Here is a 13,830-nt window from a genome sequence, read left to right on the forward strand (position 1 = left end):
AAAAAACCATAACAATATAGAATTTTCCTTTTACAAAGCCTGTAAACTCCTAATCATCAACGTCTCAGAACTAGCTTCTGCTCTAGTCTCTGTCTATCGCCTAAAATCGTTTATCCATTCCTTTTATGAAAGTCTCGCTTGCTTTGCTATAAAAAATGTAAAAAAGAAACCCGATTGGGAGCCAGCTCCCTCCCCGGGGGAGGGATTTTAGTTCCTTAGCCTGACGGCTATGGGCGAAGCGCCCGACCTACGATTGCTAGCTACTCCAAATCCTCCACAGTTTTCTTATGCGACAGTAACTTTTCCTTCGTCAGAAGGGCCTGCGATAATTTTTCCTTTTCCTTGGCAATAATATCCGCCGGTGCCTTATCAGTAAACTTCGGATTATTCAACTTGCCTTCGGCCAGTGAAATATCCTTGTTCAATTTTGACAACTCTCTATCGAGTCGCAGCAACTCCGCTTGCTTGTCAATCAAACCTGCCATAGGAATCAAAAACTCGGCTTCGCCCACAATTGCAGAGGCGGATGGTGGAACAGGTTCATTAGCTTCGATAAAATGAACGTGAGTCAGCTTGCAAAGCGCAATTAGAATGGCATGATATTTTTTCAGTAGCTCTCTTACCGCTGGAGAAGCGTTTTTAACCTGTAGGGGGATCAGTTTGGCAGGCGAAATTGCCATTTCGCTGCGAATGGTTCGCAGGGATTGGATCACTTCTTTAAGCCATATCACTTCTTTTTCCAGGTCTTCATTGATGAATTCTTCAATAACCTTTGGATAAGGGCAAAGCATGATGCTTTCGCCGTTTAAGCTGGTGAGATTATTAGTTCTTTGCCAGATTTCCTCAGTAATAAAAGGCATGATTGGATGTAAAAGCTTAAGGATCTGATCAAGAACATTCAGTAAAGTCCTGCGAGTACCGCGTTTCATTGCTCCTAATGCTTGCTCAGCGTAAAGAATAGGCTTGGATAACTCCAGATACCAGTCACAATATTCGTGCCAGATAAAGTCATACAGGGTATTTGCCAGTAAATCAAAACGGAAGTTGTTGAAATATTGATGACAGAGAGCAATTGTTTGCTGGAGTCTCGATATGATCCATTGATCCGCAGGACTGTACTGGAATGCGCCGTCTCCCAAATCAGCACGTTCTTCTTCGGTGTTTAAAAGAACATAGCGTGCTGCATTCCATAGTTTATTACAGAAATTCCGATAGCCTTCCACACGCCCCAAATCGAAGCGAACATTCCGGCCGGTGGATGCCAGCGAACAGAAGGTAAAGCGAAGGGCATCAGTGCCATATGCGGGTATACCCTCAGGAAATTCCTTGCGGGTTGCCTTAATAATTTTATCTCGGGCTGAACCCAGCATGAGACTGTCTGTACGTTTATCAACCAGAGACTCAATATCGATTCCATCGATGATATCGATAGGATCAAGCACATTACCCTTGGATTTCGACATTTTCTGGCCTTCACTGTCACGAATCAAGCCGGTGATAACGATATGCTTGAAAGGCACTTTGCCAGTGAATTTAAGCCCCATCATAATCATGCGGGCTACCCAGAAGAAAATAATGTCAAAACCGGTCAGCAGGACAGATGTGGGGTAAAATGTTTCCAATTCAGGCGTTTTCTCGGGCCAACCCAAAGTCGAAAAGGGCCACAGGGCTGAGGAAAACCAGGTGTCCAGAACGTCTTCATCCTGTTTTAAAGGAATAGAATCATCCAGTTTATACTTGAAACGAACATCGTTTTCACTGTAGCCGACATAAACATGTCCCTGATTATCATACCAGGCCGGAATTCGGTGTCCCCACCATAATTGACGACTGATACACCAGTCCTCGATATTTTCCATCCACTGAAAATACGTTTTATTCCAGTTGTCGGGAACGAACTGGATATCCCCGCGCTTGACCGCTTCAATAGCAGGTTCAGCCAGGGGTTTCGTTTTCACATACCATTGATCAGTCAGCAAAGGCTCGATAATGACCCCTGACTTTTCGCCGCGAGGCACTTTCAAACGGTGCGGCTCAGCTTTAACCAGCAAGCCGGCATCGGTCAGATCTTTCAAAATCTGCTCACGGGCAATAAAGCGGTCCATACCCTGGTATTTGACCGGAGCATTTTTATTAATGGTCGCTTTTTTAGTGAGGATATTAATTGATTCAAGCTTATGGCGTTTACCAATTTCATGATCGTTAAAGTCATGAGCTGGGGTAATTTTTACACAACCGCTGCCGAATTCCATATCCACATAATCATCTGCAATAACTGGAATTTCACGATCGCATAGGGGGAGGCTTATCATTTTTCCAATAAAATGCTTGTAGCGTTCATCTTCAGGATGAACTGCAACCGCCACATCACCGAGCATGGTTTCAGGACGAGTGGTGGCAATTACCAGGCTATCTTCAGAGTTTGCCAACGGGTAGCGTATATGCCACATCTGGCCATCTTCTTCTTCAGAAAGCACTTCGAGATCAGATACTGCGGTTCCAAGCTTTGGATCCCAGTTAACCAGGCGGGTTCCTCGATAAATAAGACCTTCGTCATAGAGCTGTACAAACACTTTTTGTACAGCAGCAGATAACCCGTCATCCATTGTGAATCGCTCACGCGACCAGTCAACAGAAGAACCAATTCGCCGCATTTGTCGGGTGATATTGTTACCCGATTCTTCTTTCCATGCCCATACATGCTCTAAAAACTCATCGCGGGTCATGTCTTTTCGGACTAGGCCTTTCTTTTCTAACTGACGTTCTACGACCAACTGAGTCGAGATTCCTGCATGATCGGTTCCTGGTTGCCAAAGCGTACGCTCACCCAGCATGCGATGGTAGCGAGTTAATGCATCCATTAGCGTGTGTTGAAAACCATGCCCCATATGCAGGCTGCCAGTCACATTTGGAGGGGGCAACATAATGCAGTATGGTTTTCCTTCACCATGCGGTTTGAAAAAGTTATGATATTCCCAATTGTCATAACACGCTTGTTCAATTGCTTTAGGTGAATACGTCTTATCCATTGTCTAGCCTGTAATGATGAAAGCTGCAATTTTAGCACAAGATTTTTTAATCTCGCAGCGTAAAATCTTTATATTATAGGTGATTACTGGTGTTGATGGAGTTGAGCTGAGCCAGATTGCCGGGCTTTACAGCCCGGCATTCAGGATAGTCTTATGGACTAAGCGCATCAGGATTTTTCTGTTCGCGATGATCTTCTGCAATGTAGGAATACATTGTGGGTACTACAAACAAGGTGAAGCCAGTTCCTACCAGCAGTCCTGCGGCAATTACAAGACCTATATCGAAGCGGCTTACTGCTCCAGCTCCTGTGGCCATTAATAAGGGAATAACGCCGAAGACCATTGCAGCTGTGGTCATAAGAATTGGTCTTAATCGAATGCCTGCGGCTTCCTCTACGGCCTGGCGACGATCAAGTCCTCTTTCCTTTTGAAGCTGGTTGGCAAAGTCAACGATTAAAATTCCGTGTTTACTGATTAAGCCAATCAGGGTAATTAATCCAACCTGTGTATAAATATTAATACTGGCCGCTCCAAAGCTCAGTGGAATCAATGCTCCGCAAATGGACATCGGTACGCTGATAAGCACGATTAACGGATCGCGAAAACTTTCATACTGGGCAGACAGCACCAGAAAAATCACAATAATCGCCATAAAAAAGGCAAAGATTAAGGCGTTTCCTTCCTGTATAAATTGCCTTGACTGCCCTCCAAAGTCGTAAGTATATCCTTTGGGTAAAGTATTTTTTGCCTCTGCTTCCAAAAAGTTCAAGGCTTCCCCCAGGGTGGTTCCAGGCATCATTACCGCCTGGATAGTGGCTGAGTTTAATTGCTGGAAATGTGAAACTGCATTAGGCTGCGTTTTGGCCTTTGGTGTGACCACAGTGGATAAGGGAACCATTGTTCCGCTAGCTGTTTTTACATAAATCCATCCGAGTTGCTCTGTGGTCAGGCGATAACGGCGATCGAGCTGGGGTATAACTTCATAACTTCGGCCCTGCAGATTGAAATAATTCACATAATTACCGGAGAGGGCGCTGGTCAGGCTGCTGCCAACCGCCTGCATATCCAGACCCAGATCAGAGGCTTTTGAGCGGTTAATTTCAAACTCGATTTCAGGCTGGTTAAATTTAAGGCTGTTATCCAGATAGATAAATAAGCCGCTGGCCTGCGCCTTGGCAATCAGCTGATTGGATACTTCAAATAAGGTTTGGAAATCATTAGTCGTCTTAATCACAAACTGGACTGGTGTTCCGGAACCACCACCAGGTAATGGAGGGGGAATCACCGCAAACGCTTTTAAACCGGCTACCTGATCAAGCTTGGCCTGCAAGGGCTCCTTCATTTCAAACTCAGTTCGTTTGCGCTCATCCCAGGGTTTTAAAACCATGCCGGAAATTGATTGCGTTGATACCGAATTCAAATTAAAAAAATGAGCTGTTTCAGGAAAGGTTTTATAAATTTCATCGAATGCTTTGGTAAACGTTTCGATGTAATTAATCGTGGCATATTGGGGGGCGGTTGGTACAACAATAAAAAAGCCCTGATCTTCTTCAGGAGCGGTCTCGGTGGGGATGCTGTTATATAAATAGGGAAGCATCAGCAAAACGACGGCTGCAAACACCAGCATAATGGCTCGTGTGTCCAGTAAACTGTGCAGCATACGCTGATAGCGTATTTTTAAATTATGAAAACGTTTATCAAGGAATTGGACAAAACGGCCGCTGCTCATTTCCGCAGTGAGTAACCTGGAACACATCATAGGTGTCAGCGTCAGCGCAATAATCCCTGAAATAATTACCGCACAGGCCAGTGTAAAGGCAAACTCTTTGAAAAGAGCGCCTGTTAATCCGCCCATAAAACCAATTGGGGCATAGACGGCAGCCAGGGTAATCGTCATCGCGATGACCGGGACGGCGATTTCACGAGCACCTGTTAATGCCGCCTGGAAGGGAGTTAAGCCTTCTTCAATATGGCGGTGAACATTTTCCACAACCACAATGGCGTCATCCACAACCAGACCAATCGCGAGTACAAAGGCAAGCAAGGTTAACAGGTTAACTGAATATCCCAGGAACAGCATCAGCGTACAAACACCGACCAGTGACAGCGGAATTGTAATTACCGGAATGATCACGGATCGCAGGGAACCAAGGAACAGGAAAATCACTACCACCACAATGAGAGCTGCTTCCGCAATTGTTAGTATTACTTCTTTGATTGATGCACGGATAAAATCGGTCGCGTCATAAACAATTGTTCCGGTCAAAGAGGGAGGGAAGTCCCGCACGATTCCGGGAAACAGCTTGCGGGCATCTTTAATGACCGTTAGGGGATTTGCGGTGGGCGTCGGTGTAATCGCCAGAAAAACCGCTTTTTTACCGTTAAAAGTGACTGTGGTATTGTAGTCCTGTGAGCCCAGAATCACATCACCCACGTCCTTCAATCGAATAATCGAGTTTTTATCGCTGCGAATAATCAATCGACCGAATTCCTGGGCATCATTCAAATCCGTTTTCGCGGTCATATTGACTGCGACGTATTCTCCTTTAGTGCTGCCAGCCGCTGTAAGAAAGTTATTCTTGGCGAGTACACTCGAAACCTCGGATGGGGAGACATTCAAAGCGGCCATTTTTATCGGATCGAGAAAGATACGCATTGAATAAGTAGCTCCCCCGAGAATCTGAGCCTGCGCCACTCCGTCTACTGTCTGTAACTGCGGTTGAACCACACGAACCGCGTAATCCGTAATTTGCTGCGGCGTCATCGAATCGCTGTCGAGACTAATATACATCAGGGGAGTAGAGGTATCGGAGCTTTTTATGATTACTGGCTGCTGCGATTCCGGAGGCAGCTGATTTAAGGTTTGCTGGACTTTACTCATCACATCAGTAAAAGCGACCTGCGGATTAAAGTTCAGTTTAATATTGAGAGTAATTGTGCTCAAACCCTGAGTACTGGTCGATGTCATATAATCAATCCCTTCCGCGCTGGCTACAGCTGCCTCAAGTGGAGTGGTTATAAATCCGGCAATCAGATTCGCATCAGCCCCGGGATAGGCTGTAGTGACTGTAATGATGGTATTATCCATCCGCGGATATTGGCGAATTTGCATGGTGCTAATCGAGTTCAGCCCGAATAGAAAAATCAGTAAACTCACCACAGTAGCCAGCACGGGCCGCTTGATAAACAGATCAGTAAAATTCATAAAAAAATCCTGTAATGTACAATGCCGGACAACAGTCCGGCATATCCTCTACTGCCCTAAGCTGTCGGGATTATTCACGGTGTTCATGGGGATACTATTATTGATTATCACTCGTGTTCCATTCTGTAGTTTCAATTCTCCCGAGCTGACGACCTGCTGTCCTGCCTCAACACCTTTAGTAATGACGGTTAAATTGCCTTCCTGTTCGCCAGTACTGACAAAAACCCGTTTGACATATAACAGATCATTGCCGTCCTGATCTTTCTTTCCTTCTTTATCTTTCTCAATGATAAAAACCGAGTTGCCATATAGACTGTAGGAAATGGCTGTGGATGGAAGAACAACCACATTCGGAATAGCAGGTTGTTCGACCGAAATGGCGCTGAACATTCCGGGAATGAACGCGAATTGGCTTACGTGATTCTTCGCATTAAGCTCACTGTCACAGGACACTGTTATTTTTGAGCTGCCTTCCTGCTTTGCTGCTTTAACCAGCGTAGATTGCTCCGGTGTTTTCAGTGCTTCCAAAGGACAGTTAGGCAGCGTCGCCTGCACAAGAATATTGTGTGTATTCGTATCGACTTTGGAGTTTAATGCGGTGATTTTTCCTTCAAAAACCATGTTGGGATAGGATTCAATAGTGAACTGAATTTGCTGATTGAGATGCAGTTTTTTCAGAAGCTGCTCAGGCAAATAAAATTCAAGATATAAAGGATCCAGGGATTGCAGGCTAACGATTGCTGTCTGCCCGGGACTTATATACTGTCCCAGATTAACCTGTCGAATTCCTAACTGACCTGAGAAGGGAGAGCGTATGTGCTTCTGATAGATTTCTGCCTGTGTTTTTTCAACATTTGCCTGTGCCTGTTCAAGACTGGCCTTCGCTTCATCCACGTTGGATATTGGGGTAGCTCCACGCTTGAAAAGGTCAGCCTGTCTTTTATAACTGATATCCCTGAGAGCTAGCTGTGCCTGATTAAACTTCAATGTAGCCTGATCCACAGTGTCATCAATATCAATTAATAGCTGATCTTTTTCAACGTATTGACCTGATTCAAAATGAATTTTGACCACGTTTCCTGCAGCTTGGGAATTCACATCGACCCCATTGATCGCAACAAAATTACCGACTGCGGGCAGGTGAGGTTCCCAGCTTTTTTGAATCGCTGTTACACTGGATACGGTCACTGCCGGCGCTTCATAGCTTGCAAAAAAACGCTTCATCATAATGCTTTTGAATAAGTTAAAAGCAATTAATCCACCAAAAACAACTATTAAAGCGGAAATCATAATTGCCATGCGTTTTTTCATGCTGCTTCCTATGAGAACTGTTTGTTTCAAGAGTATGAATGGCTGAGTAATATATCATAATTAAGCGCTAGTTCCAGAGAAGAAAATTATTATTAAATTCAATCAAAAAAGAGGTAAAACTATGGACACAAAAAAAACCTGTTGACTAAATACAACACTTTGTTAACATTCGATTTCCATTTATCACTTGGACTAGTTATGAAATTAAAAGCCTTGTTGTTTGTTAGCTGTTTCGGTTTGTTAGGTTCTTCCTACGCGGAAAACCACCATGTTTATCCAAAAGCTGACGCTGTTCAAGCTCAAGCTAGCACTCAAAAAGGAGCTATGCTTCCTGGTTATTGTGAAATTGAAATTATTAACAGCAGTTTCGATAACGTAACTGTTTATGGCACTTTTGATGATGGTACTACGCTGACTCCTTTTGATGTTTACACTTTTGAAAGCCCACACTACATTGATTTGTTCTACTATGGCTACTGCCATAAGACAATGTATCTGGACGTTGTGACTTTCAGTGGTTATCACATTTACTCTGGATATACCCGGGTTAACAGCACAGTCCGCATTGTTCCATATCTGAATAAGCAACCAAAATTCAAATTAGAATCTAAATAGTTTACATCCCATGGCACGAGAACCCTCGTGCCATTTCCCTGCAAAATTAATGGTCTGGAGTTAATATGAAACGTTTTTTTGGAATATTAGCGCTGCTGCCGGCAATTGGAAATTCTACTGCTGTTATTGTTGAGAACCACTCACATCCTCTGCCTTCTGCTCAGGTTCAGATTATGGCTCAGCATTATGTAGCTGCAGTTAACACACATGGACATACTGTTACACCGGTACGAAAAAAGCCTTTGGAACGTAGTTATCATGGACACCGCCCGACTCATGTGGCTCGAGAACCGGCACCTGATACACGTCATCACAAAAAATATGCCGCGAATAACCACGGGCATCAAAGTGCTCCTGATAGTAAATCGCACGGGCACGGTTAAGTTTTCTTAATTCGTCCCTGCTAATAAAACACAAGCAGGGAACTGCTAAGACTGAAGTACACAAAAAACTGTCCTTGCCAGCGTCAGCGAAGCAATCCAGATCTTAACTTTGTTCAGGATTCGATCTGATTGCTTCACTTCGTTCGCAAAGACGATAGCTTCTGGTTATGCTCCATCATCAATGTACTTATAGTTAAGCCACCGCTATAATCTGAAAATTAGAAACATGAGCCAGAACTCCTTGCTCCCATCCTCCTTCAATCAGTTCATCCGCATTTTTTTGCAGCGCAGCAGCCACCTTACCCGCAAAATGTGCTTTTTGAGCATTCTTATCCTTAAAGGCATCGAAAATGGCATAGGTGTTGTTATCAGTTTTTAAGGCGAGCCAAAAATGCGTTCCTGGTTCTGTTGTATTTATAAGTTTGGCTCCTTCTTTCAGGAAGCTCTCCAACTCATGACTTTTACCCGATTTTGCCTTGAAATAAATATAAGATGCTTCCTTTGCTGTTAAGACCTTGTCCTTATCAAAGTGACTGGAGGCGATAAGATCATAATTATTAATATTTGCTAATACGCCTTGGTCCCATCCACCTGATACTAATTGCGAGGAATTCTCCTTCAGGGCATTGGCGACAAGGCCTGCAAAATGCTCCTCTCTTCCTTGCTTATTGAAAAAAACATCAAATATAGCAAAGCGATTATCTTGTTTTAAAGCAAACCAAAGTGCCGTATTGGGCTCGGTTTTGTTAACCATCTGAGCGCCTTGTTGCAAGAATTGCTCAAATTTTTCTTCAACACCCTGATTGCTGATCATCGGGATGTAGGTAGTGTTCTTAATAGTTTTTTCATTAATTGCTTTCATTGTCACACTCGCATAAGCAGAAGTTATCAAACCGCAGGTAAGGGCGCATAAACTTAACCATTTTTTCTTCATGTTCATCTCCAATGCATCTACCAGTAGATAGATGGTTTCGATAAAAAAATTAAAATACTCTCTTTATAAACGATTTCACAGGTTCCACATAGGAGATATCCTCGTATAATCTGGACAGTAGCAACCCGCCTTCCAATTGAACCAGCAGATTTCTTGAAAGTTCCCTGGATTGTAAAGCGTCCCATTGTTCTTTATCAGAGGATCCCTCGCTGATCACATCAGTCAGCCATTTCTCTAAAATATTAAAAAATGAACGAACTTTAATTCTAAGCCTTTCCGGCAATGAAATCACATCCGATGCCAGCATGCCCCCCAAACACATTTTCATTTCATCATGAACTGTCAAAAGCATTAGTTTATCGACCAGGCTGATTAACTTTTGTTGTAAGTTCAAAGAGGAGTTTAATTCCAATTCGTTTAAATACAACGACAGTCGGTGCAGTTGCCAGTCAATTACAGCAATAGCCAGGTCCTCTTTTGCGGGATAGTAATAATGTATACTGGAGGTTTTAATCCCTACTACCTGCGCAATATCTTTATAGCTAAAAGCGTTGTAACCCATTTTCTGGATCAATGTTTCAGCGGTATTCAGAATTTTTTCTTGCATCGTCGTAATATTCATAACGCGTATTCTACCTATCGATAGATGCATAATCAACCACTTTATTCAAATAATTGCAAATTTTAATCAGAAAGGGAGGCTAAACAGAGATCATGACTATAAGGTCAGGATATGATACTCTTGCCCTCCTGAATTTTCTATGAAGGAGTTTCGTGAAATGTTGTCATTTACTAAAAGCCTGTTGATTGCGGTCGCTGCATTTGCTTTGCTTGCCTGTTCCGCTACTCCCACTCGTGAAAGTACCGGACAATATCTGGACAGTACTTCAATCACTGCCAGAGCAAAGGCAAAGCTTGTTGATGAGCTTGGGCCAGAGAGCCTTTCCATTCAGGTTAAAACCTTTAAGGATGAAGTCCAGCTGAGTGGCTTTGTCAACAGCCCGATCATCAAAAACAGAGCGGCGCTAATAGTAAGAAGTATTCCAGATGTAAGACGCGTGCGAAATGATTTGATTGTGAAATAAGGATGAGGGTGATTTAAATCCCTCTCTCTAACTCTCTCCCTGAGGGAGAGGGGATTTTTAAAGTAGAGCTTTTTTAAGCTAAAGATAATTTTTTGCTGTTAAACACTCGTTAAACTACAATTATTCAATCGTAAGCAAGTAAGGAAAGTTATGTTTGATAGCCAGTACACGATAGCCGGGTTTGATGAACAACTCTGGCAAGCCATTGAGGCTGAAAATAAACGTCAGGAAGAGCATATTGAACTCATCGCGTCTGAAAATTATGCCAGTCCGCGTGTGCTGGCTGCGCAAGGCAGTGTCTTAACCAATAAGTATGCCGAAGGATATCCTGGTAAGCGATATTACGGTGGTTGTGAATACGTGGATATCGCTGAAAACCTGGCCATTGAGCGTGCAAAGCAGTTATTCGCCGCCGATTATGTCAATGTTCAGCCGCACTCAGGTTCTCAGGCGAATGCAGCGGCGATGATGGCTTTACTGTCACCAGGTGATTCGGTACTTGGCATGGCGCTTCCTCATGGCGGGCATTTGACGCATGGTTCAAAAGTAAATTTTTCTGGAAAAATTTATAATTCTCATGAATATGGTGTAGACCCGCATAGCGGCCTTATCAATTATGATGAAGTAGAAGAAAAGGCCAGACTGCATCAGCCTAAAATGATTATTGCAGGATTTTCAGCCTATTCCCAGGAACTGGATTGGGCAAGATTTCGTGCGATTGCTGATTCAGTAGGTGCTTATCTGATGGCGGATGTGGCGCATGTCGCCGGCTTGATTGTAACCGGATTATACCCATCTCCGGTGCCTTATGCAGATGTGGTAACGACAACCACGCATAAAACCCTGCGTGGCCCCCGTGGCGGGATGATTCTTGCGCGTGCTAATGAAGTCATTGAAAAGAAATTGAATTCAGCCGTTTTCCCAGGCAATCAGGGCGGGCCTTTAATGCATGTTATCGCTGCAAAAGCGGTTGCCTTTGCTGAAGCTCTGCAGCCGGAATTTAAAGTGTATCAGCAGCAAGTGCTGACCAATGCAAAAACCATGGCTCAAACCCTCATCGAAAGGGGCTACCCCATTGTTTCCGGCAGCACTAAAAACCATTTACTGCTGGTCAATCTAATTGGCAGGGAATACACGGGTAAAGATGCGGATGCCGCTTTGGGACGAGCTAATATTACTGTAAATAAAAATACAGTACCTAATGATCCCCGTTCACCCTTTGTAACCAGCGGCTTACGTCTTGGTACGCCGGCAGTCACTACTCGTGGATTTAAGGAAAAAGAGATAGAATTGCTGACTGGATGGATTTGCGATGTATTGGATCATATGGGCGACGATAGTGTGATCGATCGCATAAGATCGCAAGTACTGCAATTGTGTCGTGAATTTCCGGTATATCGTTAATCATGTATTGTCCCTTTTGTCATGCAGAAGAAACCAAAGTCATCGATTCCCGCCTGGTTGCCGAAGGAGCCCAGGTACGCAGGCGGCGTCAGTGCGTCATATGCAATGAGCGGTTTACAACCTTTGAAACTGCGGAATTAATTATGCCGGATATCATCAAGCGTGACGGGGCAAGAGTTCCTTTTAATCTGGAAAATTTACGCCTTGGAATGAAAAAGGCTCTTGAAAAGAGACCGGTTAGCACGGATTTGCTGGAAGAAGCGATAGTTGCCATTACGCAGGACATTCGACGTAGTGGCGAGCGAGAAATACAATCTCGTCAGGTAGGTGAGCTGGTTATGGAACAATTACTTAAATTGGATCATGTAGCTTATGTAAGGTTTGCGTCTGTATATAAACGATTTAAGGATGTGAGTGATTTCAGACAAACTATTGATCAAATGAAAAACGACAAAACGTCCTGAGGTAATAGTGGAAAAAGAAGCAATACGAGGAAAAAGACGAGCGCGGCGATTAGCATTACAAGCGCTGTACCAATGGTTAATGTCTGGCCATGACTTACACGAAATAGAAGCACAGTTCAGAGTAGCTAATAACATGGATAAAGTCGATGCCGACTATTTTTGCAATTTGCTTTACGGCGTTCCAAAGCATTTGCAGGAACTGGAAAGCGGTTTTGAATTGTTTCTCCAGGACCGATCGCTTCAGGAATTAAATCCAATCGAGCATACTGTATTAAGAATAGGTGCCTATGAACTCGTGTATTGCCTGGAAATACCTTACAAAGTAGTTCTGGATGAAGCGGTTAGTCTGGCTCGCGAATTTGGCTCACAGGATGGCCATCGTTATGTGAATGGTGTTCTCAATAATCTTTCAAGAAAAGTTCGTTCACTGGAAGTTAGTCTTGAGCCTAAATGAGTTCTCCCTTATCGATACCTTTTTCAAGTCAGGAGCAATCGAGCGCTCTGATGTAGTGTTTGGAATCGGTGATGATGCAGCCTGCCTGGAGGTTCCTCCAGACAGGCATTTGTTAGTAAGCACTGACACTTTGGTTGCTGAAGTGCATTTTCTAAGTGCCTGGGATCCTTATGATATCGCCTGGAAGGCGGTTATGGTGAATGTCAGTGATATGGCGGCAATGGCTGCCACACCTTGCTGGATAAGTTTAGCATTGACCATGCCTACTGCCTGCGAAAACTGGCTTAGTCGGTTTTCTCAAGGCCTTCAGGCTGCATTGAAACGTTATAACATCGCCTTGATAGGGGGAGATACAACGAGAGGCCCCCTTAGCTTAAGTCTGACCATTCACGGACTTGTTCCAAGAGGAAAAGCAGTCAGACGCTGTAATGCAAAGCCTGGCGATACCGTTTGGGTGAGCGGAGAGCTTGGTGCTGCGGCTTTAGCGGTCGCCTATTTACAAGACGATACTATTCTTGCTGAAGATAAAGCCATTCTTATGGACAAGCTTCTTCATCCTGTACCGCGTATTGATTTAACTGGCTATTTACAGCAGTGGGCCAGTGCATGCATTGATATTTCAGATGGCTTGTCAGCAGATCTTAATCACATCTGTGAGCAAAGCAGCGTAGGTGCCTGCATCGCCTGGTCAAAAGTTCCTGCTCATCCCTTAGTCAGTAAGTACCGTCAGAATGCGACAGAATTTGCCATTGCTGGCGGTGATGATTATGAATTATGCTTTACCATTCCCGAGATTCATCAGCAGACTTTTTTTGAAGAAATAACTCGTAGTGGAATGACCTGCTACCCAATAGGCGTAATCGAAGAAGAAAAAGGCTTGCGATTTTTACAAGAAACAGGCAGAGTTTCTTCTTTAATACCCAAAGGGTTTGCTCATTTTTAAAGG

At 43.8% G+C, this 13,830-nt stretch carries 12 protein-coding genes; 7 read left to right on the forward strand and 5 right to left on the reverse strand.

Translation table 11 applies throughout. The features are described from left to right. Positions 1–260 precede the first annotated feature (260 nt). The 3 genes from B1207_RS15665 to B1207_RS15675 form a co-directional block, all read right to left on the reverse strand. Positions 261–3,029, reverse strand: coding sequence for a valine--tRNA ligase (locus B1207_RS15665; protein ID WP_112220824.1), 2,769 nt, complete (start codon positions 3,027–3,029; stop codon positions 261–263). 151 nt (positions 3,030–3,180) lie between these two features. Further along, a complete protein-coding gene (locus B1207_RS15670; RefSeq protein WP_112220825.1) occupies positions 3,181–6,234 on the reverse strand; it encodes an efflux RND transporter permease subunit in 3,054 nt (1,017 codons plus the stop codon). A gap of 48 nt (positions 6,235–6,282) precedes the next feature. After that, positions 6,283–7,545, reverse strand: coding sequence for an efflux RND transporter periplasmic adaptor subunit (locus B1207_RS15675; protein WP_112220826.1), 1,263 nt, complete (start codon positions 7,543–7,545; stop codon positions 6,283–6,285). A 198-nt stretch (positions 7,546–7,743) separates the two neighbouring features. Between B1207_RS15675 and B1207_RS15680 the strand changes: the two genes are divergently transcribed. Together B1207_RS15680 and B1207_RS15685 are read left to right on the forward strand one after the other, a co-directional pair. Continuing rightward, the gene (locus tag B1207_RS15680) at positions 7,744–8,160 is read left to right on the forward strand and encodes a hypothetical protein (protein ID WP_112220827.1); all 417 of its coding nucleotides are present in this window, start codon (positions 7,744–7,746) and stop codon (positions 8,158–8,160) included. 65 nt (positions 8,161–8,225) lie between these two features. Continuing rightward, positions 8,226–8,543, forward strand: a complete 318-nt coding sequence (locus tag B1207_RS15685; protein ID WP_112220828.1) for a hypothetical protein — start codon at positions 8,226–8,228, stop codon at positions 8,541–8,543. Positions 8,544–8,736: 193 nt separating this feature from the next. Here B1207_RS15685 and B1207_RS15690 read toward each other — a convergent pair whose 3' ends face one another. Both B1207_RS15690 and B1207_RS15695 read right to left on the reverse strand, forming a co-directional pair. Then, positions 8,737–9,477 carry a putative quinol monooxygenase gene (locus B1207_RS15690; RefSeq protein ID WP_112220829.1) on the reverse strand — a complete coding sequence of 247 codons (741 nt, stop codon included), beginning with the start codon at positions 9,475–9,477 and terminating at the stop codon, positions 8,737–8,739. A gap of 49 nt (positions 9,478–9,526) precedes the next feature. After that, a complete protein-coding gene (locus B1207_RS15695) occupies positions 9,527–10,129 on the reverse strand; it encodes a TetR/AcrR family transcriptional regulator (protein ID WP_253255900.1) in 603 nt (200 codons plus the stop codon). 127 nt (positions 10,130–10,256) lie between these two features. Here B1207_RS15695 and B1207_RS15700 point away from each other — a divergent pair, with 127 nt between their 5' ends. From B1207_RS15700 to thiL, 5 genes are all read left to right on the forward strand, one after another. Next, positions 10,257–10,562: a BON domain-containing protein gene (locus B1207_RS15700; protein WP_112220831.1), complete on the forward strand. Its 306-nt coding sequence runs from the start codon at positions 10,257–10,259 to the stop codon at positions 10,560–10,562. A 150-nt stretch (positions 10,563–10,712) separates the two neighbouring features. Continuing rightward, positions 10,713–11,966: a serine hydroxymethyltransferase gene (glyA, locus tag B1207_RS15705; RefSeq protein WP_112220832.1), complete on the forward strand. Its 1,254-nt coding sequence runs from the start codon at positions 10,713–10,715 to the stop codon at positions 11,964–11,966. Positions 11,967–11,968: 2 nt separating this feature from the next. Continuing rightward, on the forward strand, positions 11,969–12,430 hold the full coding sequence (gene nrdR / locus B1207_RS15710; RefSeq protein ID WP_058506149.1) for a transcriptional regulator NrdR: 462 nt from the start codon (positions 11,969–11,971) through the stop codon (positions 12,428–12,430). Positions 12,431–12,437: 7 nt separating this feature from the next. Continuing rightward, positions 12,438–12,884, forward strand: a complete 447-nt coding sequence (gene nusB / locus B1207_RS15715) for a transcription antitermination factor NusB (protein ID WP_112220833.1) — start codon at positions 12,438–12,440, stop codon at positions 12,882–12,884. Further along, entirely contained in the window at positions 12,820–13,827 is a 1,008-nt protein-coding gene (gene thiL, locus B1207_RS15720) for a thiamine-phosphate kinase (RefSeq protein WP_112220834.1), read from the forward strand. Before nusB ends, thiL begins: the two co-directional genes overlap by 65 nt. Positions 13,828–13,830 lie beyond the last annotated feature (3 nt).

The organism is Legionella quinlivanii, assembly GCF_003265995.1.
In the GTDB taxonomy this organism is placed as follows: Bacteria; Pseudomonadota; Gammaproteobacteria; order Legionellales; family Legionellaceae; genus Legionella_C; species Legionella_C quinlivanii_A.